The organism is Peribacillus sp. FSL E2-0159 (assembly GCF_038643155.1).
Taxonomy (GTDB): Bacteria; Bacillota; Bacilli; order Bacillales; family DSM-1321; genus Peribacillus; species Peribacillus simplex.
Genome location: NZ_CP152053.1, coordinates 2,407,243 through 2,427,377 on the forward strand (window position 1 = coordinate 2,407,243; position 20,135 = coordinate 2,427,377).

At 38.3% G+C, this 20,135-nt stretch carries 16 protein-coding genes and 1 riboswitch; of the genes, 12 read left to right on the forward strand and 4 right to left on the reverse strand.

Translation table 11 applies throughout. From position 1 onward, the window contains the following. The first annotated feature begins 420 nt into the window (after nucleotides 1–420). The 4 genes from NYE63_RS11915 (at nucleotide 421) to NYE63_RS11930 (ending at nucleotide 4,681) form a co-directional block, all read left to right on the forward strand. Nucleotides 421–1,341, forward strand: a complete 921-nt coding sequence (locus NYE63_RS11915) for a patatin-like phospholipase family protein (protein ID WP_342605282.1) — start codon at nucleotides 421–423, stop codon at nucleotides 1,339–1,341. A 392-nt stretch (nucleotides 1,342–1,733) separates the two neighbouring features. Next, the gene (locus tag NYE63_RS11920; protein WP_342605283.1) at nucleotides 1,734–2,009 is read left to right on the forward strand and encodes a hypothetical protein; all 276 of its coding nucleotides are present in this window, start codon (nucleotides 1,734–1,736) and stop codon (nucleotides 2,007–2,009) included. Between the two features lie 365 nt (nucleotides 2,010–2,374). Then, nucleotides 2,375–3,673, forward strand: a complete 1,299-nt coding sequence (locus tag NYE63_RS11925) for an MFS transporter (RefSeq protein ID WP_342605284.1) — start codon at nucleotides 2,375–2,377, stop codon at nucleotides 3,671–3,673. A gap of 21 nt (nucleotides 3,674–3,694) precedes the next feature. Beyond that, complete coding sequence (locus NYE63_RS11930) at nucleotides 3,695–4,681, forward strand: D-glycerate dehydrogenase (protein ID WP_342605285.1); 987 nt, start codon at nucleotides 3,695–3,697, stop codon at nucleotides 4,679–4,681. Between the two features lie 497 nt (nucleotides 4,682–5,178). On the opposite strand, the gene NYE63_RS11935 is transcribed toward NYE63_RS11930, so the two are convergent. Further along, nucleotides 5,179–5,346, reverse strand: coding sequence for an aspartyl-phosphate phosphatase Spo0E family protein (locus NYE63_RS11935; protein WP_342605286.1), 168 nt, complete (start codon nucleotides 5,344–5,346; stop codon nucleotides 5,179–5,181). A 594-nt stretch (nucleotides 5,347–5,940) separates the two neighbouring features. Beyond that, a riboswitch (cobalamin riboswitch) is annotated at nucleotides 5,941–6,130 on the forward strand. A 154-nt stretch (nucleotides 6,131–6,284) separates the two neighbouring features. On the opposite strand from NYE63_RS11935, the gene nikA reads away from it, so the two are divergent. From nikA to NYE63_RS11960, 5 genes are all read left to right on the forward strand, one after another. After that, the gene (nikA, locus tag NYE63_RS11940) at nucleotides 6,285–7,916 is read left to right on the forward strand and encodes a nickel ABC transporter substrate-binding protein (protein WP_342605287.1); all 1,632 of its coding nucleotides are present in this window, start codon (nucleotides 6,285–6,287) and stop codon (nucleotides 7,914–7,916) included. A gap of 36 nt (nucleotides 7,917–7,952) precedes the next feature. Continuing rightward, nucleotides 7,953–8,891 carry a nickel ABC transporter permease gene (gene nikB, locus NYE63_RS11945; protein ID WP_342605288.1) on the forward strand — a complete coding sequence of 313 codons (939 nt, stop codon included), beginning with the start codon at nucleotides 7,953–7,955 and terminating at the stop codon, nucleotides 8,889–8,891. A 2-nt stretch (nucleotides 8,892–8,893) separates the two neighbouring features. Further along, nucleotides 8,894–9,724: a nickel transporter permease gene (gene nikC, locus NYE63_RS11950; RefSeq protein ID WP_342605289.1), complete on the forward strand. Its 831-nt coding sequence runs from the start codon at nucleotides 8,894–8,896 to the stop codon at nucleotides 9,722–9,724. Between the two features lie 135 nt (nucleotides 9,725–9,859). Further along, nucleotides 9,860–10,717: an ABC transporter ATP-binding protein gene (locus NYE63_RS11955; protein WP_342605290.1), complete on the forward strand. Its 858-nt coding sequence runs from the start codon at nucleotides 9,860–9,862 to the stop codon at nucleotides 10,715–10,717. 19 nt (nucleotides 10,718–10,736) lie between these two features. Further along, nucleotides 10,737–11,531: a dipeptide/oligopeptide/nickel ABC transporter ATP-binding protein gene (locus NYE63_RS11960; protein ID WP_342605291.1), complete on the forward strand. Its 795-nt coding sequence runs from the start codon at nucleotides 10,737–10,739 to the stop codon at nucleotides 11,529–11,531. 599 nt (nucleotides 11,532–12,130) lie between these two features. Here the strand turns inward: NYE63_RS11960 and NYE63_RS11965 are convergent. After that, the gene (locus NYE63_RS11965) at nucleotides 12,131–13,393 is read right to left on the reverse strand and encodes a beta-propeller fold lactonase family protein (protein ID WP_342605292.1); all 1,263 of its coding nucleotides are present in this window, start codon (nucleotides 13,391–13,393) and stop codon (nucleotides 12,131–12,133) included. A gap of 891 nt (nucleotides 13,394–14,284) precedes the next feature. On the opposite strand from NYE63_RS11965, the gene NYE63_RS11970 reads away from it, so the two are divergent. The 3 genes from NYE63_RS11970 (at nucleotide 14,285) to tatC (ending at nucleotide 17,164) form a co-directional block, all read left to right on the forward strand. Continuing rightward, a complete protein-coding gene (locus NYE63_RS11970) occupies nucleotides 14,285–16,027 on the forward strand; it encodes an alkaline phosphatase (RefSeq protein ID WP_342605293.1) in 1,743 nt (580 codons plus the stop codon). 75 nt (nucleotides 16,028–16,102) lie between these two features. After that, on the forward strand, nucleotides 16,103–16,315 hold the full coding sequence (locus tag NYE63_RS11975) for a twin-arginine translocase TatA/TatE family subunit (protein ID WP_063233420.1): 213 nt from the start codon (nucleotides 16,103–16,105) through the stop codon (nucleotides 16,313–16,315). A gap of 114 nt (nucleotides 16,316–16,429) precedes the next feature. Beyond that, the gene (gene tatC / locus NYE63_RS11980; RefSeq protein WP_342605294.1) at nucleotides 16,430–17,164 is read left to right on the forward strand and encodes a twin-arginine translocase subunit TatC; all 735 of its coding nucleotides are present in this window, start codon (nucleotides 16,430–16,432) and stop codon (nucleotides 17,162–17,164) included. A 129-nt stretch (nucleotides 17,165–17,293) separates the two neighbouring features. On the opposite strand, the gene NYE63_RS11985 is transcribed toward tatC, so the two are convergent. Together NYE63_RS11985 and NYE63_RS11990 are read right to left on the reverse strand one after the other, a co-directional pair. Then, nucleotides 17,294–18,619 (reverse strand): MFS transporter, encoded by a 1,326-nt coding sequence (locus NYE63_RS11985; protein WP_342605295.1) that lies wholly within the window; start codon nucleotides 18,617–18,619, stop codon nucleotides 17,294–17,296. A 284-nt stretch (nucleotides 18,620–18,903) separates the two neighbouring features. Further along, on the reverse strand, nucleotides 18,904–20,109 hold the full coding sequence (locus NYE63_RS11990; protein ID WP_342605296.1) for an iron-containing alcohol dehydrogenase: 1,206 nt from the start codon (nucleotides 20,107–20,109) through the stop codon (nucleotides 18,904–18,906). Nucleotides 20,110–20,135: the final 26 nt, after the last annotated feature.

Below are 20,135 nucleotides of genomic sequence, written 5' to 3' on the forward strand. Positions count from 1 at the left end.
AAGGGTTTCTCAAGTAGGGAATCCACAGACATGAAGTAATAATAAAGGTGATAAAAAATAAAAAAGGAAATTGGATAGATATGCAACCAAATGTCAATCAGGGATGGAAAGCATAAACAGAGATTAGAAGTACGGTTAATTCTGCGAACAACCTTAAAAGCTGGCAAGGTCAAAGAACATGATACAGAATTTGTGTTACAGATTATAAAACACAACCTTTTAAACTCATGTGATTCTTGCTACTGTTAGCGAATTAATTTATTAGAAAGAAAGAACCGTCAATAATTCCAATCATCGATGGCAAGCGGTTTTATTCTTCAACTGACGGGGCATTTTTTTGGTATCCAAGAGTGTGAAAATTCGCTTTATTTTAAAATATTGTTAATAATAATAATAACTCTTATCGAGAGGTGGAAAAAAATGAAAGCAGATGCCGTTTTTGAAGGTGGGGGGGCCAGGGGAATTGCTTTTATTGGAGCGATTCAAGCAATGGAAGAGGAAAAAGTCGAATGGGAAAGACTTGCTGGGACATCAGCAGGAGCAGTAATAGCTGCTCTTTTGGCTAGTGGCTATAAAAGCCAAGAAATTAGAGAACGGTTTAGTGAAATCAATTACTCAAAGATTCGCGGCAGGACAATTCTGAATAGAATTCCCATTTTGGGCTTCTTTTTGGAACTTATGGTTCATCTTGGAATTTACAAAAACGATTATTTGGAATCATGGGTGGATTCTCTTCTTTCAGAAAAAGGGATTAAGACATTCGCGGATCTTCCAGATGGAAAGTTGAAGATAATTGCGTCTGATGTTTCGAATGGCCAGATGCTTATTTTGCCAGATGATTTGGAACGCTATGGGATGTTACCTGCTGATTTAAAAGTTTCAACTGCCGTAATGATGAGTGCCTCTCTACCATTTTTCTTCCGTCCGATTATTTGGAAATCAAAAGACCGGAAAAAATCCTACATTTTAGATGGTGGTTTACTTAGTAACTTCCCAATATGGATATTTGATACAGACAATCCTCGTTTTCCAACATTCGGATTCCATTTTGTGAAAGATGAAGTTAACATAGATCCGGTTATACCAACGCCAATCCACCTTTTCAAAAATATATTTAAAACGATGCTTCAAGCGCATGATTTACGACATATGAACGAAGAAACGATTGAACGTACGATTCAAATTCCTACTGGCGGCATCAATGCAACTGACTTTGAACTGAGTGAGGATGAAATCGACTTTCTCTATAAATCAGGCTATACTTCTGCAAAAGAATTTTTGTCTGAGTGGGATTTTGAACAATATAAGCTCAAACGGATGCAAAGAGTAAAAAATAAGTAGGAGAAACATTACGCTATCGTTTTAAAAGGGTGAAAGAGGGGGACAAGGAGCTGTTTCAACGGCTCTTTTTCTTATTGAACTAACGATCAATAGTTTAATATGATGCATAGCGTCTTGAGCTTAAAAGCAATAAGTGGGAATACGAAATCATAAAAAATTAACATGAGATATTATTTTAGAATTTTTTAAATGAATAAACGGAAATAAAAGATTAAAAAAAGAAAACAATGTTGGAAGAAATATATATACCATATACCATACATGAATTCCCTTACCAGATTCAGGAGATGGATCAATCGAATAAATCGTTTCCGCTATAAATTATTAAATTCAATGAACAGATCCTAAAAGGAGAAGAGATAGGAGTAACTCAATGTCACTGTGAGGAACGGATGATGAGCCATCCTTTCATTCTTCTTTTAAAAATGCTGTTAAAAAATATAGTTATAGTAAATGTGCAAAGGGATGAAATCAGTATTCCAGGTGCTTATCAGGAAGTTGTGGAAACTCCATTAAGATTTATTAATACCAATAGAAAAGTGGATTCAGCAGCGCCAAGCGAACAAGTAATGTCCCACTTTTCTGGTAAACTACATACTGCTTTATCAGGTACGTTTATGGACGTCCCGCATGTAACAGGAGCGCTTGCTTATCTTATAGAAAAATAATAAAAACGTCTCTAAGCCTTTCCGGTAGAAAAGATAGAAATGAAAATGGATCGTGGGCTAAAGTTTGTTATGATTTTACTCTCAAAAAAAGCGGTCTATCAATTTTTCCCACTTGGCATAAACTAGGAATATAATCCTAAAAATAAGAATAAAGATTGACAATCACAAACACTCATAATACGATACTTTACAGAATAAACAGAATTATCTTTTTGTTTTTTTTGTCGCAAAACAAAAACTGAGTTTTATATTATAAAACAAAAACCTCCTTGTATATACATATTATCCAAGCGTGAACTCTGGCTTTTTCTTATTTTGGAAGCGCTGCCAATTATGGCGTTTTATATAACAAGGGGGGATAAGGTATGGAAGCAAGAGTGGAAACAAAGCAAGAAAAGCCATTAAATATTGGCCGGAAATTTCGCTGGACCGTTGTCATCTGGTTATTGATTGGGGGAATAATCAACTATCTTGATCGGGCCAACCTCTCCATTGCAGCTCCCGAAATGATGAAGGAACTCGGACTAAGCGTGACCGAAATCGGGTTGTTGGGAACCTTTTTTTCTTGGAGTTATGCATTAATGCAGCTTCCTTCCGGATGGCTGATCGATCGGTTCGGGACCAAAAAGGTGTATACAATCGCGCTTATTTGGTGGAGTGGTGCGACCATTTTAACGGGAGCCGTTCATAAAATGAGTTCATTTATTGCTGCACGGATTTTACTTGGAGTGGGAGAAGCACCGTGTTTTCCTACGATGGCTAAGATCACATCGTATTGGTTCCCTAAAAAGGAACGAGGCTTGGCAACTGGAATTTGGGATTCTTCGTCCAAATGGGGACCAGCCATTGCACCGCCACTTCTCGTTTTCATTATGGTGACTTTTGGGTGGAGAGCGTTGTTTTATATAACGGGTGTGATCGGCATCATCTTCGCAATCGGTTTTGTTATTTTTTATAAAAATCCTGAAAAAAGCCAAAAACTTTCCGAGGAGGAATTTGAATACATTAAGTCGGAAGGTGGTGGAGTAGAGCAAGGCATTCAATCATCAAAAATAAAATGGGGTTCGTTATTTAAATATCGAAGCGTGTGGGGGATGATTCTGGGCTTCTTCTGTACCATTTGGATCTGGAACATTTTCCTTGTCTTCCTTCCCCTTTATTTGTTTGATGTCCATCATGTCTCACTTAAAGAAATGGGTATATATGCTGGTATTCCTTGGCTTGGCGGAATCTTTGGCAATATTTTCGGAGGATATCTTACTAAAAAATTGGTTGACAAGGAAATTACTACACCTATTAAAGCAAAGCGTGCCTTAATTAGTATATGTGCCATCTCGGCCGCTATCGTTGTATGTGCAGTTCCACTTGTCAAAGGGCTCGCTATTACCTTAACATTACTTACCCTCGCTCTTTGTTTTATTTCTGCCATTACAGGCAGCGCGTGGGCACTTGCCGGTGATATTGCTCCTCCTTCCATGGTTGCTTCCGTAGGTGCAATTCAGAATTTTGGCGGTTATTTTGGTGGAGCCTTTTCCCCTGTTGTGGCAGGCATGATAGTGGATGCTACTGGCTCTTACTCTCTTGCCTTTATATCTGGCGGTTTAATCGCCGGATGCGCCGCAATCTGTTATTGGTTTATTGTAAAACATCCTATTCAAGAATAGTGTAACCGAGGAGGACATAAATTGATGCCAAAAGTGTATATAGCAAGACCAGTACCGGCCGAGGTAGAGGCATTTATTTCGAAGTATTGCCAGTATGAAAAATGGAACGGCCCTGAACCCATTACCAGAAGCCAGCTGTTTAAGCAAATTTCCGATGCGGAGGGACTGCTCATCACCGGAGAAAAAATAGATGATGAACTTATGGACCATGCACCATGTCTAAAGGCTGTCAGCAATATCTCGGTAGGCTACAACAACTTTGATCTAGAGGCAATGAAAAAGAGAAGCATAATCGGTACAAATACACCTGATGTTCTCGATGAAACCGTGGCCGATTTAGCTTTAGCCTTAATGCTCTCAGCAGCCCGTCGTATACCGGAACTGGACAAGTTTGTAAAGGATGGCAAGTGGGGAAATAAAGGCGATGAACCCCTCTTTGGCGTTGATGTTCATGGAAAAACATTGGGCATCATCGGTATGGGGAGGATTGGGGAATCTATTGCAAGACGAGGCAAATTCGGTTTTAACATGGAAGTTTTATATCATAATCGGCGAAGAAAATTCGAAGTGGAGGAAACGCTAAGTACAACCTATTCCTCTTTAGAGCACCTTTTACGGGAATCCGATTTCGTTATTTTAATGGTCCCTTATACTCCGGAGACGAGGCATCTTATGGGACGGGAGCAATTCGCACTGATGAAAAAATCTGCGATCTTTATCAATACATCCCGCGGTCAGACGGTGGACGAAAAGGCCCTCATAGAAGCACTGCGAACTAAAGAAATCCTTGCAGCTGGTTTGGATGTATTTGAACAGGAACCCGTATCGCCTGACAATCCGCTTTTAGCCATGCCGAACGTGGTTACCCTGCCGCATATAGGTTCAGCTACTCATCAAACACGATTTGATATGGCCATGCTTGCGGCGAAGAACCTCGTTGCAGCGGTTACTGGAAGGGAGATAAGCAATGTTGTCCCTGAATTGAAAGGACTTCAGTTACTAAAATAGTAAAAATTCATTAACTCAGCAGAAATATTAGGTTGTCCATGACAATTTAAATGAATCGTTGATATTTGAAAACTCACACCATTCCTAAACTTAGATGAGATAGATTGTTTGTTATTAAATGCAGGACATAAAAGAAAAATTCGATAAAAAGGCATCCATTCATTTTGGATGCTTTTTAATGGGGAGAAAGAATGTGATCAAAATGACCCTAAATAATTTGTTCTACGGCACAATTCCAACAAACAAAATAAAACGAAGAAAACTAAACTAAGAAGCATTAGGTAAGAAGGGATGATCATTTCAATGAATTTTACAGAAAAAATTAGTCCACGAGTCCAAGAAAAGAATACGAGGTGATGAAGTAAAGGAAATATGCTGCATGAACTACACAGTGACTATTAAAAAAAATTTCAAAATAACTCCGAGTGATAGTTCCAGCAGTTGTAATGATCCCATGAGTATTAGTAGAAAAATCAAATCAGGTTTCATTCCTGATTTTAGACATATTCTAAACCATTTGATTCTTTTTCATGCCAAAGTAAATTCAACAGTTTATCTAGTTCCTGGCTTTTATGTAATGTTTTTGGGGAAGAAAATCCATATATCAATCCCGTAGTTATTAATTCTTTCCTCAATATCTCAATTTTTTCATGTAATTCTTCCATACTCTCCAATGTAGAATCCCTCAAGTACTTTCTTTTTTTGTTATGAATCTATTATTACATAAATTAGGTTGCTTTCAAATAAAAAAGTGAGTATTCACTTATAAAAACAGCTTATTCGGGAGGGAGCAATACAAATCTGAAAATGAAAAATCTACACACTATCATTCATATATGTCGTTACAAATAACTGTTTGTATAAGATTATTGCCTCCGTACAAAACGAACCGTTAAAAAACATCAGGATCTTAATTTGATATGGCATAAATTTGTGATAAGGAATATAATTTGTATTAGGTAAACTTTTTGATTTTATTTTCATATAGTTAATATCCATTTTTAGAGAGTTGTAATCGTAAAACCGTATAATATAGGAGAGTTTTTAATATTTGTTAAATTCTTAAGAATAGATAGTTGTTCTCCTTTTTACAAACTGTTTTTAGTTTATTTCTAGGATGGAAATGATTAGTTGCTGAGTTTATCAAAAATTAATTAGAGATGAAACTATTAAAGTGTTAAGGAAGCATCAAAAGGTTTTGACTTAATAATTTTAAGATGGACAAGCACTATATTTTACTATGAAGATGAGGGAAAATTTCATATTTTATTGGAATGGGTATATTCGTTTAATAGCGAATATTTAAAAGGGAAGCCGGTGCAAAATCCGGCACGGTCCCGCCGCTGTATTGGTGAGTCCTATGCAAGAAAGTCACTGGATAATATCCGGGAAGACGCATGGAGATGATGAACCTAAGTCAGAAAACCTGCCCGTTCTAAAAATGCTGTTAAACCTACGGGAGATAGGGAGGTGTTAGAGTGCTAGAAGACGAATTTGTTCTTAAACTATAAGCATTTCTGACCGTTAAATCTGGTTGGAAATGCTTTTTTATATTTCGTAATTTTTCAAATAGATAAAATTCCATAATTGAAGGTGAGAAAACATGTTTTTAAAACGGTCTAAATTATTTCATTCTTTTGTTGGACTACTAGTAATTTTCACAATTTTTGTTACTGGTTGCAGCAACACAACAATAGATCAAGAAAATACATCAGATAAAGATAAACAAAAAGTTGTTACTTTTTCATGGCCTGGGGATATAGGTGACTTAAATCCACACACATATTTTCCGAATGAGTTTTTTTCCCAGGCTATGGTATATGAATCCCTTGTTTATTACGGTGAAGGCGGAGAAATTCAGCCTTGGCTTGCAGAGAGCTGGGATATATCGAAAGATGGAAAAGAATATGTATTCCATCTGAGGAAAGATGTTAAATTTTCAGATGGTTCCCTCTTTAATGCTGCAATCGTTAAGAAAAACTTTGATACCATTTTAGATAATCGCAAACAACATGAATGGGTGGAATTAATTAACCAAATCAAAGGTACTGAAATAATAGATGAATATACATTTAAACTTATTTTGAACAACGCGTATTATCCAACTCTTCAAGAACTAACTTACATCAGACCGTTGAGATTTGTAGGAGAAGCTGCTTTTCCTGACAGTCAAAACACATTTAAGGACGGACTCAAGTCTCCGATTGGCACAGGACCGTGGGTATTGAGCGAATATAAGAAAAATGAGTTTGCAGTTTTTAAAAGGAATGAACAGTATTGGGGTACTAAACCTAAAGTAGATAAGGTGGTTGTTAAAGTCATTACTGACGGTGAGTCAAGAGTATTAGCTTTTGAGAAAAAAGAACTCGACTTTATTTTTGGAAACGGGGTCATAAGCCAAGATTCATTCCAATTTTTGAAGAATTCAGGGCAATATGAAACCAAATTGTCAGAACCTACAGCTACTAGAACGCTGCTTCTTAACTCAAATAGAGAAGCGACTAAAGATCTTAAAGTTCGGTTAGCGCTCCAACATGCTTTTAATAAACAGGCTGTTATTGATAAGATCTTTTATGGTATGGAAAAAAAGGCTGATACTTTGTTTCCACCTATTTTGCCATACACGAAAATTAAAATTGAGCCTTATGAATATGATGCAGAAAAAGCAAAACAGTTATTGGATGATGCTGGATGGAAACAAGTGAAGGGGAAACCATTTAGAGAAAAAGACGGAAAAGAATTGCAATTGGAATTACTGTTTAATAGTACAGACAACATCCAAAAGTCAATCGCAGAATTTACCCAAGGTGATTTTAGAAAGCTAGGAATAGATGTTAAATTGACTAGTCAAGAAACTAATACTTTTTGGACAAATGCATTTCAAGGTGAATTTGATTTATTATTTACATCTACTTGGGCTGTACCGTTTGATCCACATTCCTATTTAGCAGCTATGACGACAAATACGGAAAATGGTGGTCCAGATTATAACGCTCAATTAGGGTTGCCAGTAAAGAAAGAATTAGACCAGAAAATTAAAAAAGTATTATTAACTACAGACGAGGAGGAGAGAAAAATACTGTATTCCGATATATTAACGACATTGCACGAACAAGCTATTTATTTACCGATATCTTATCAGTCTAATATAGCAGTGTATCAAAAAAACATTAGTGGAGTAGATTTTTTACCTCAAGAAGCTGAGGTCCCTTTAACTTCAATTGATGTTAATTGAAGTGGGGATACTTAAAAACAACTTAAGGAGTGCTACATGAGTTGGTTTATATTTAAACGTCTCACAAGTTTAATTCCAATTTTATTAGGAATTTCGCTCATCACTTTTATCTTGCTTCACTTAATTCCTGGAGATCCGGCAGTAGCTTACTTAAGGGCGTCACATATTCCTCCTACGGATGAGACAGTGGCAGCCCTTCGAGTTGAGCTTGGATTAAACAAGCCTTTATATGCCCAGTATTTTGAGTGGCTGGGAAAAGTGTTGCAATTGGATTTAGGGATGTCTTATGTGTCCAATAACTCTGTATGGGAAGAAATTGTGGTACATTTCTTCCCAACAGTTCAATTAACATTTGCTTCACTTATCTTTATTGTTGTTATTAGTTTACCCTTAGGAATGATTTCTGCTATTTACAAGGGGAAATTTGTTGATCAGTTTAGCAGAATATTAGCCTTTGTAAGTGTCTCTATGCCAACCTTTTGGCTTGGCTTTCTCTTGATCTATTTTTTATCAGTAAAGTTAGATTTATTTCCTGTATTGGGAAGGGGGACTTTGGCTCATCTAGTGCTTCCTTCCTTGACATTGGCTTTTGCGCATATAGGTACGTATATGCGATTGCTTCGGGCTAGTATGCTGGGAAATTTGAATGAACCATTTGTTGTTTATGCTAGAGCGAGAGGGTTGCGCCAAAGACTAATCGTTATCAGGCATGTCTTAAAAAAGTCCTTACTACCTGTGATAACTGGACTTGGCATGAGCTTCGGTAACATGCTAAGCGGAGCGGTTATTGTTGAAACAATTTTTGCTTGGCCCGGCATGGGACAGTTATTTGTCACATCTATATTAAATCAAGATTATCCGATGATTCAGGGGTGTGTATTATTTATGGGTGTGATCTTTGTGGTCTGTAATCTTCTTGTGGATCTTACATATTCTTTCCTGGATCCTCGTATACGCTGGGAGGGAGAGAAATAAGAGTGGTGCAAAACGTGAAACGAAAGCTGATGACACATAAGCTCATGATGATCAGCATCATGATTATTTCCTTCCTGACAGTATTGGCTCTTTTTGCTCCTTTTTTGGCTCCTAATGATCCGAACTTGATTGATATCGTTCAGAAGCTGCAAGGGCCCTCCTCTCAGTTTCCATTGGGGACTGATCATTTAGGGAGATGTATTTTGTCCCGATTAATCTATGGAACACGAACCTCGTTGGGTACAGCTTTCCTTGTCATGGGATTAATGATGATTATTAGTATCCCACTTGGTATTTATGCAGGCTTTATAGGGGGTAAGGTTGATTATCTCTTCATGAGAATGTGTGACATACTCATGGCATTCCCAAGCTTTCTTCTGTCCCTTGCTTTAATCGGAATTTTAGGACCGAGTCTTGGCAATCTGATCTTGGCGATGGTGCTTGTCCAATGGGTTTTTTATGCACGCGTCATTCGAGGAATGGTTCTTAGTGTAAAGGAGCAAAACTTTGTCTTAGCAGCCAAAATATGCGGGACACCAATGAGAGTCATTGTCATCAAACATATTTTACCTGCCATCATTTCTCAAGTTGTTGTATTAATCTTTATGGACATCGGAGGAGTTATTTTAGCAATTTCTGGACTCTCTTTTCTTGGTCTTGGCATACAGCCGCCAGAGGCAGAGTGGGGAATGATGATCAATGATAGTAAGCCATTTTTTAGAGAAACCCCTTCATTGATGCTTTACCCTGGGTTGATGATCTTCATCGTTGTGTTTGCTTTTAACTTGTTTGGCGAAGCTTTGAGGGATGCTCTAGACCTAAAAAAGGAATAGAAGGGAGGATGGATGGAAGATGGGACAACACCCCATTCTAACTGTAGAAAATTTGAAGGTTATTGTATCGACACCGTATGGAGTGACTCAGGCTGTCAATGATGTCAGTTTTAACCTCGAGGCTGGGAGAAAGTGTTGGGCATTGTCGGAGAAAGTGGATCAGGGAAAACGATGACATGCATGTCTTTGCTAAATCTTTTACCTGACAAGGCAAAGGTGGTGCAAGGGAGCATCAAGTTTAACAATATAGACCTTTTAAATGTTTCCACAGAAGACATAAGGAAAGTACGGGGCAGTGAAATCGCAATGATTATGCAAAACCCAATGATCGCCTTTAATCCTGTGAGGACGATAGGGCGGCATTTTATTGAAACACTTAGAACTCATTTGCCTATCACTAAGCAGCAAGCGCGGAAAATGGCTTTGGAGTACTTGGAAAAAACAGACCTACCAAATCCAGAAAATGTCTTGAAGCAATATCCGTTTCAGCTAAGCGGCGGGATGCTGCAACGAGTTATGATTGCGATTACGATGTCTTTAAGTCCATCTATCATCATTGCTGATGAGCCGACGACTGCACTTGATGTGACAAACCAACTCCAGGTTTTGAAACAGCTGGATAAGTTAAGGAAAGAATACAATACATGCATTTTATTAGTATCACATGATCTAGGGGTGATAGCTCAGTTAGCTGACGAAGTAGCTGTGATGTATGGCGGCTATATCGTTGAGAAAGCACCAGTGTTGAAGTTGTTCAATCGCCCAATGCACCCGTATACCCGAGTCTTGTTAGAATCCAGGCTTGGATTAACAAGAAGAAAGATAATGACTGTAAAACATGTTAGCGTTTCGCGCCCCAATCTAATGAATAGAGAAAAAATATGCCCTTTTTTAGAACGGTGTGATGACGCAGATCATACATGTTCAAGTTATAATCTTGAATTTAAAGAGTATGAAAAAGACCATCTAGTACGATGTGTAAAATCAAGTTAAAAAGTTGGGTGGATGAAGGATGAGCTTGCTTGAGTTGAGAGGTATAAAGAAAACATACTTGCTAGGGAACTCTGTTTTTGGGAAGCGTAAAGCTGTGGAAGCCAATAAGAGCATCTCTCTAACTTTGGAAGAAGGAGTTTGTTTAGGCCTCGTTGGAGAAAGTGGATCTGGAAAGAGTACCCTGGGCAAAATTATTCTGGGACTGGAAAAGCCGGATCAGGGAGAGGTTTGGTTTCTGGGGAAGAGTCTTTATTGTTTAAAAGCAAAAGAATTAAAGGAGTTACGGCGAAATCTGCAAGTTGTTTTTCAAGATTGTAATAGCGCTGTTAACCCTAGACTAACTATAGGGGAAATCATTGCTGAGCCGATAAGGAATTACGAGAGGCTCTCGTCTGTTCAAGTGAAAAAGAAAGTACAAAAGCTTTTGGAGATTGTTGGGTTATGCCAGGAAGATATTCATGAATACCCATATCAGTTCAGTGGAGGGCAGTTACAAAGAATCAATATCGCAAGAGCGATTGCCTTAAAGCCAAAGTTAATTATACTTGATGAGGCTATAAGTGCTCTAGATGCTCTAGTTCAAGTACAGATATTAAACCTTTTGGCACAATTAAAAGAAGAGTTTCAACTTTCATATCTCTTTATTTCTCATGATTTACAGGCTGTCAATTACATCGCAGACCGTCTAGCGGTAATGTACAAGGGTGAGGTTGTAGAATGGTTGGAAGATATGGAACAACTTGAACGATTAAAACATCCTGTTTCTAAAAAGTTATTGTCTTCTGTGTTGCCTACATATCCGGGAATGTTGTGATACGTTATAGGTTGTGATGTGGAAATTAGGTTGGTAATGAAATATATGAAAAATCAGGGGTTTAACACCGGTTTAAAGCCATTCCATCTATTATACTGGGATATCTATATGGGATTCCCTTCTCCGTGGCTATTATCAATAAACTAAGAACCGTTTTATTCTTTAATGGGGTCTATAGTGAGAAACGCGATAGCGTATAATATCTGTGTTTTGTCGGCAGAACCTATCACCATCAAGTAGGGATTTTATGAAGATTATAAACCTGTACCTTATTTAGATAAATCAAAGCCACCTAGAAGGTGGCTTTGATTTATTAGATTTTTACTCATGAATAAGAAACTATTATTAACAATCTTTATTCAACAGCAACAGCTTATTCGATTTGGTATAACGGTACTTCATTAAAAATCAGTTTTTGTATAAGGGGTTCTCGGTAGTTTTTCACGGAAAATATGCGCTATGCAAATTCCAGAATAAAAAAGTGACATTTATTATACCCTAGGACCATTATTAGTGAAACACAAACCTATTTTTCTTATGTTCTTTATATGAATGGTTTTTTTAGAGTTTTCTATCTTTTTGTGCAAAACTAAACTTAATTATTCCTCAAAAACCTTTTTGCCTAAAACAAACCAGACATTATTGAGGCCTTGTCCATTTATATCACCTGCCTGCTTATCTTTCACAAAGTAATAAAGTGGATGCCCTTTATACGTTGTTTGCTTTTGTCCGTCATCTCTTATGATTGTTTTAAACTCTTTTTTATCAAAACCTCTAGTGGTGATGATGTTATCTGCATGGAAAGTCGGCCAAATTTCACTACATTGACCTTTGCAATTACTGACGCTAGAATCATCTTTTGTGAAATAATAAAGTGTCATGCCATCTTGGTCTGCTAAATATTTCCCTACTTTGTTTGATCTTAGCGTTTTAAGCTTGTACTTTTTTGACTCATCCTGAATTATATCCGTGATGGAGAAGGTTTTAACATTCACACGCGCAATAGAAAGATCCCGATTTAATACATAAGCCCGTTCCCCGTCGTGACTAAAGACAATTGCTTGTCTTGGTTCGTTGAAACCGTCAATTGTTTTAACTACACGGTGATTAGCTATATTGATTACGTCGATCGTATTGTCAGTTTTATTGCTTGCAAAAAGTAGCTTGTTATCAGGCGAAAGAGCAGCACCATATGGTTCACGCCCCACTTTGATTTCACTCTTTATATTGCCGTCTAGGGTATCAACTGCAGAAATGCTGTTACGTCCGCTGTTCGCGGCATACAATGTACTTCCATCAGCGGTGATCGAGATTCCGCGAATCATAGAGAATCCTGATATTTCACGAATATTTTTCTGTGTTGCGGCTTCAACGACGGTTACTTTATCTCCTTGAAAGTTCGTGACAAAGATGAACTTTCCATCTGGAGAGACTTTAATGCCTTGTCTTGGTTGGGCGAAACCGGTAATGACTGCCACCGGTTTTCGTTTTTCCAAATCCACGACAGTGACGGAACTGTGTGCTTGATTGTTCACATATAATGTCTTTCCATCAGGGCTGACAGCAGTCCCGAATGCACCTGGACCAACGACGACTTCATCTTTCAAGGTGAAGTTTTTTGTTCTGTAAAAACGAAGCATACCGAGCGTGCTGTCTGAAACGACAAACTCTGAGCCTCCATCAATAAACACAATATTTCTCGGTGAACCAAAGCCGTCTATCTTTTTGCGCAACTTGCCCTTGGTAAGATCGTAGACTAGGACGGATTGTTCACGGCTATCTGAGACAACCGCTATTTGCTCATCCGGACTTACAGCAAGGGAATTGTTGGTGATGTGGCTGTCAAAGCCTATCTCTGACACTGGGATTTTACCTATAGTAGAAGAAGCCTCAATTACATTTGGTAGAATAGCCATAAATAGTAAGGCGATAAAGCATACAATATTAAACTTCATTTTTTTTAACATTTCTTCACCTCGTTAAATATTTTTCTTGATAATTGTTAAAATACGATCCATTAAGCCAGATAGATGAACAGGAGAATCGAATACCTGTCAATATGCTGGTTCTTAACCACCATCCTTTGAAATTTTTTAATCAAGTCGGAATTTTACTCCCTTCACTATAAATAAACGTATAGAGGAGGATATTGGTTTGATTATTAATAAAAATTTTGCGGTTCATGTGTAGAGTGAATTGTTTTGTCCCCATTTTAATTCGAATTTGATATGGTGATAGACTCTTTACAAAATATGACTAAAAATGATAATTGAGGATTGCAGCTCTGAAGAAAGTTAATGTCAAGCGAAACAAACAAATACTCAGTATCAGCAAAGAGTGCTAATTATTAAAAATCAGAAAACTATCCAACTTGTTTAGGGTACGAAAATGATTCGCAGATCAAAGCGAATAAAACTTAAACGATAATCGTATCCTTCGGTTTTTAAATACGATTATCACTTAATATGAAGCATTAATTGCTGCATCCTATTTGAGCTTAAACCTAGTTATTTGTAACGATTAAATAAATGATTCATTAAGAGAAATAGGATGAAAGTCTGTCGGTAAATGTAAAAGTTTGTAGGTCTATGTAAATGAATGAGTGAATAAAATCTCTTTTTGTGTTCAATGGGGACCATTAGTCCTGCCTGAAAAATCCTAATTGGAAATTTATTGATTTACATTTCTTCATACACCTTTAAAAATGCCCTTCTATACTTGAACCAGATTCAAATAATAGGAGGGAAAGATCAATGAATAATGAAAGAGCAATGGATGATTTAATTAAGAATTGGAGCGAATTAGGTAAGAATATGGACCGCCGAAACTTTATCCAGGGAGCAAGTAAGCTTGCCGGACTTTCATTAGGTCTTGCCCTTGCCCAATCAATGGGCGGGATTGAAGTGAATGCTGCCCCGAAATTCAGTGATTATCCATTTACTCTCGGTGTAGCTTCAGGTGATCCGCTCTCGGATAGTGTAGTTTTATGGACAAGGTTGGCACCTGATCCGTTGAATGGCGGAGGAATGTCAAAAGAAGCCATTTCCGTTAAATGGGAAGTGGCAAAGGATGAGAATTTCAGAAAGATTGTCCAGCAAGGCAAGGAAATAGCCAGGCCGGAACTTGGCCACTCCGTTCATGTGGAAGTAAGCGGGTTAAAACCTGATAAGGTCTATTTTTACCGTTTTAAAAGTGGTGGGGAAGTAAGTCAGACTGGGAAAACGAAAACACTTCCGCCAGTAGGTTCGAGTGTTTCGAGCTTGTCATTCGCGTTTGTTTCATGCCAGCAATTTGAGCATGGTTATTATACGGCCTATAAACATTTGGCAAAAGAAGATTTGGATATTGTCTTCCACCTTGGCGATTATATATATGAATATGGCCCAAATGAATATGTTGCTTCTACAGGTAATGTCCGTGTACATAGTGGTCCAGAGATCATCACGCTTGAGGATTATCGAAATAGATACGCACAATACCGCTCTGATACCCATTTAAAAGCCGCACACGCAGCTTTCCCATGGGTCGTGACTTGGGATGATCATGAAGTTGAAAACAATTATGCAAATGTCATCCCGGAAAAAGGGCAATCGGTTGAAGCGTTCATCAAGAGAAGGGCAGCGGCTTATCAGGCTTATTATGAGCATATGCCCCTTCGTAAATCGTCTTTGCCTAAAGGAGCGGATATGCGGTTATACCGAAATTTCACGTATGGCGACCTGGCCTCTTTCTTTGTATTGGATTCACGTCAATACCGCGATGATCAGGCAAACGGAGATGGAAGTACACCGCAAACGCCTGAGTCACTTGATCCGAAGCGGACATTACTAGGTCCCGAGCAGGAACAGTGGCTAACTGACAATCTATCAAAATCAAAAACGAAGTGGAATGTACTGCCTCAGCAAATTTTCTTTGCACAAAGGAATTATGGAACACCAACCGCACCCAAATTCAGCATGGATTCCTGGGATGGTTACCCGGCTGCACGTGATCGTTTGATAGATGTAATCAAAAGAAACAACCTGGAAAATCTGGTCGTGTTGACCGGTGATGTACATGCAAGCTGGGCAGCCAATTTAAAGACGGATTTCGATGATCCAAATTCCAAGATTTTCGGTGTGGAGTTTGTCGGCACTTCCATCACATCTGGTGGAAATGGTGCTGATAAGCGTGCGGATACGGATAAAATACTAAGTCAGAATCCACATATAAAGTTCTTTAATGATTACCGGGGATATGTCCGATGCAAAGTAACACCAGAACAATGGAAGGCGGACTACCGTGTAGTCCCATTCGTGACAGAACCAGGTGCGGATATATCGACAAGAGCATCCTTTGTTTTTGATAAGGATCAAACAGGGCTGAGAAAGGTTGCATCAGCAGCAGTTACGGAAGGTGTACAAAAAACGAACGAAGTCGAGGAAGATCGGACACGTGCCCATAATCGCGCACATGAAAAACAAAGATTGAACAAGCAGGGGAAAGTTACTCACTAATTGATAGGGAACGATTATGATGCTTGACAAGGACATTGCGAAAGAAAAATGAGAATATCAAAGGAGTGAATAAGAATGCTTTCAAATATTGGAATACCTGGTCTGGTAATCGTCCTAGTGATTGCACTGATTATTTTTGGACCGTCCAAGCTGCCGGAAATAGGCCGTGCATTTGGCCGGACATTATCCGAATTCAAAAGTGCCACCAAAGGATTGGTGAATGATTCAGAAAAAGAGGATGAAAACGAGAATAAAGCCGCGTTAAGAGCTGTTAAAAAAGAGGGATGAATTAAATGAGATATAGCGGGCGGAAAGACTCGCCTGCTTCTTTTCATGAGAAGAGTTTGAGGGGAAGTGCTATTTGTAATATAGCAAGAAAATATCTAAAAAGGAGGAGTGAAAGTGGAGAGTAAGGATTTACATGTTATAGAGCATATGGAGGAACTCCGAAGCAGAATCATTAAAACATTGATAGGTTTTCTTGCTTTTTTCATAGTGAGTTTCATATTCGTACAGGATATTTATGAACTGCTCATTAAGGATTTGGAAGGAAAGCTTGCCGTGCTCGGTCCGAGTGAGATCCTGTGGGTTTATATGATTATCGCTGCGGTTTGCGCAATAGCTGCAACGATTCCGCTGGCAGCCTATCAGTTATGGCGCTTTGTGGCTCCAGCGTTAAAACCGGAAGAGAGAAAAGTTACATTTCGGTTCATTCCAGGGCTGTTCATTCTATTCATCACAGGTATCTCATTTGGATATTTTGTGTTGTTTCCAATAGTGCTGGGCTTCCTCACTTCCCTATCGGCTGGGCAGTTCGAGATGATGTTCACAGCGGAAAAGTATTTTCGGTTCATGATTAATTTGATCTTACCTTTCGGGATTTTATTCGAAATGCCGCTTGTGGTCATGTTCCTGACCAGATTAGGAATCATCAATCCAACAGTGTTGAAAAAGTCTCGTAAGATTTCTTATTTCGTCCTGGTCATCATCTCGATCCTGATTACGCCTCCAGATATCATTTCGGACATTTTGGTTATCGTCCCTCTGCTTGTGCTATTTGAAGTGAGTGTACAGCTGTCCAATATGGTTTATCGAAAAAGGCTGATGAAAGATGAGTCAGCTTTACCAGTAACTTGAAATGGTTAATCGACAACTTATCGAAAAAACATTTCTTGGGAAATAGTTAATGGAACACTAAAAAGTTGAGGGGCATACCCCTCAACTTTTTTATTGCGGAATAATACTTGGTGGAAATAATTAAGTGAATTATCCTTTTTTTATCATGGCTTCTGACTTTATTTTTGGAGTGGTTTTATGTTTATTGTTACCAATCCACCAAACCGATATTGCACTCACTAAACCAGCAAAAACGACATACAAGCTAAGTAAAATAGGAGATCCATTATTATAACCTAATAATGCAGTGGCAATGATAGGTGTCAAACCACTTGCGAAAATTCCGGAAAATTGATATACGAAAGACATTCCTGTGTATCTGACAGGAGCATCAAATAGCTCTGCAAATAAAGCAGCTTCAGGCCCATAAACAGACGAATAAAAGATTCCCAGAGGGATGATGAGTGCCAACCAGATTACAAGGGTGCTGCCATTACTATTCGACATTATCCAAAAAGCAGGAAGTGCAGAAAGTCCTGTAACAAGACTACCAATTAAATAGGTTCGAGTTCTTCCAAACCGGTCAGATACATGACCGAAGATAGGAATGAAAAAGCACATGACAAATGCTGCTGCGGACACACCGAGTAATGCCTCGGTACGTGATAAATCAAGGGAGTTTGTTAAATAGGTAATTGAAAATACACCCATAACATTAAAGAACACTCCGTCTATATATCTTGCACCCATGCCAGCCAGGACATTGCCAGTATTATTTTTCCACATGTCCTTTATGGGCATGTTAGATTCTATGTTACTTTCCTTCACTTTTTTAAACTCAGGTGATTCTGAAACATTAAGCCGAATCCATAAACCAAGGAATATCAATATGGAGCTAAGCGCAAAAGCTGTTCGCCATCCCCATGACATGAACTGACTGTCAGATAAAGTAGAAGAAAGTACTCCCACAACCCCAGATGACAAAAGCAACCCAATTGATAGTCCAATTTGTGGAAAACTTGCATATAGCCCCCTTTTTTTTATTGGTGCATGTTCAAAAGTCATTAGTACAGCACCGCCCCATTCACCGCCTAGACCAATCCCTTGCAATATTCTTAAGATAAGCAAGCAGATAGGAGCCCATATTCCAATTTGGTTATAAGTGGGTATAAGGGCGATTAATACAGTACTCCCGCCCATAATTCCTAAGCTGGTTATCAGCATGCTTTTCCGACCGATTTTGTCTCCGAAATGACCAAAAATTAATCCTCCCACAGGACGGGCTATAAACCCCACAGCAAATGTGGCATAGGCTAACAAAGTGGATACAATCGGATCATCAGCAGGAAAGTATAGCTTATTGAATACAATTCCAGCGACTACACCGTAAAGGAAAAAGTCATACCACTCAATCGTTGAACCAATGAGACTAGCCCCCACCACGCGTGAGAGTGTTTTGCCCTTTTTTATTTCCATCTCTTTTCCTCCCTAACATTGATAAATTCAAAAAAATGGTTGGAAATATGAAGAAGAGTTCAATAAAGTATTCAATTATATTTCCATAAATAATAATCTGAGTGGGGGACAATTTAATCTATTTACCAGTACCTGATAACTCTAATAGTGAATTTGGAATTATTTTCAATATGTTTTTCAAGAAGTTTTTATAGTGAATGTATTTATTTAGATCAGCTTTTAGGCACTTCAATTAAAGTTAAACCTTTCAGATTGGGCGGATAGTATGCGCTCTCATTATTCGGTTACTTTATTTTTATTTCTGGTAAAGTTTGTGAATTTCGGTTAGATAGTTTCTCAGCTAATAAGTGAAAAACATTCCGAATGTCCTGCTCAGTCGGAACTTTTCTATTGGTGGCTATTCCATTACCTGAAAGAGCATCAGAAACTAATGCTGGAATTTCGGAATTTAACTTTTGGGTATCTATATATTTAAGTCCGTCATTCCAAACACCGAACTTTTCATTATATTCTTCTAGTATAGAAATAGGAAATAAAGTAAGGTTCTCTTTACTGAGAGAGGGAGAGGCGCCAAGTGCCAAAGCTATTTCTGTAAAATATTCTTGGCAGGAATCTAGGCTGAATTCCATAACAAAAGGCATCAGCAATGCTACGCTTAGTCCATGTGGAATGTGGAACCTCGCTCCTAACGCTCGACCTGTTGCATGGGCCAAATTTGTGGAGGCGTTTGAAAAAGCGATGCCTGCATAACAGCTTGCCAACATCATTTCTCTTCTAGAATCGATATCTGAACCATCCACAAAAACTTTTGGCAGTGATTTTTCGATTAGTTTTATAGCTTCAAGAGAGAATAATTTGGTCATGATGGTTGCCCTATTCGAAAGAAGGGCTTCAATAGCATGTGAAAGAGCATCGAGACCAGTATAGACCGTAAAATTGGGGGGGAGGCTTAAAGTTAATTCCGGATCTAAAATTGCCACATCTGGAACAAGGTCCGGATGACTTGGATTCATTTTTATATTCGTTACAAAATCCGTGATAACCATAATTTTAGTAACTTCAGATCCGGTTCCAGAAGTTGTAGGAACTGCAAAAAGAGGGAGCCGATCTAGTTTTTGGTAATGAGGTATGCTATTCCATTCAGTATCCATTGATTTACCGAAAACTGATAATGCCTTTGCTAAATCAATGGCACTGCCTCCTCCTATGCCAAGTACACAATCTCCCTGAAAGTCATTGAAATGCGTTAATGCGTCTTCCACATGTTGGGTAGACGGTTCTCCTGAAAAATTTTTGAAAAATTTAAATTCTATGCCACTTTTCGTTAAGATAAGGCTTATCTTTTCATGGAGGTTTAAAGGAGGTCTAGCCAAGAAAGAGTCCATGAGAATGAAAACTTTTCTCCCTCCTTTTGATCTAATTAGTTTGCCTAAATAATGAATGGCACCATTTTCAACTAAAATATTCCGAGGCAAATCAAGTATAGCCATTTTATCACCCTTTCTTAGTATTGTTA

Bases quoted from the DNA above. Each gene is read 5' to 3' on its own strand.
- nikB (WP_342605288.1), top strand. From the start codon at position 7,953: ATGAGTTGGTTTATATTTAAACGTCTCACAAGTTTAATTCCAATTTTA.
- NYE63_RS11960 (WP_342605291.1), top strand. From the start codon at position 10,737: ATGAGCTTGCTTGAGTTGAGAGGTATAAAGAAAACATACTTGCTAGGG.
- NYE63_RS11975 (WP_063233420.1), top strand. From the start codon at position 16,103: ATGCTTTCAAATATTGGAATACCTGGTCTGGTAATCGTCCTAGTGATT.
- NYE63_RS11920 (WP_342605283.1), top strand. From the start codon at position 1,734: ATGATGAGCCATCCTTTCATTCTTCTTTTAAAAATGCTGTTAAAAAAT.
- NYE63_RS11925 (WP_342605284.1), top strand. From the start codon at position 2,375: ATGGAAGCAAGAGTGGAAACAAAGCAAGAAAAGCCATTAAATATTGGC.
- NYE63_RS11935 (WP_342605286.1), bottom strand. From the start codon at position 5,346: ATGGAAGAATTACATGAAAAAATTGAGATATTGAGGAAAGAATTAATA.
- NYE63_RS11985 (WP_342605295.1), bottom strand. From the start codon at position 18,619: ATGGAAATAAAAAAGGGCAAAACACTCTCACGCGTGGTGGGGGCTAGT.
- NYE63_RS11970 (WP_342605293.1), top strand. From the start codon at position 14,285: ATGAATAATGAAAGAGCAATGGATGATTTAATTAAGAATTGGAGCGAA.
- nikA (WP_342605287.1), top strand. From the start codon at position 6,285: ATGTTTTTAAAACGGTCTAAATTATTTCATTCTTTTGTTGGACTACTA.
- NYE63_RS11990 (WP_342605296.1), bottom strand. From the start codon at position 20,109: ATGGCTATACTTGATTTGCCTCGGAATATTTTAGTTGAAAATGGTGCC.
- NYE63_RS11915 (WP_342605282.1), top strand. From the start codon at position 421: ATGAAAGCAGATGCCGTTTTTGAAGGTGGGGGGGCCAGGGGAATTGCT.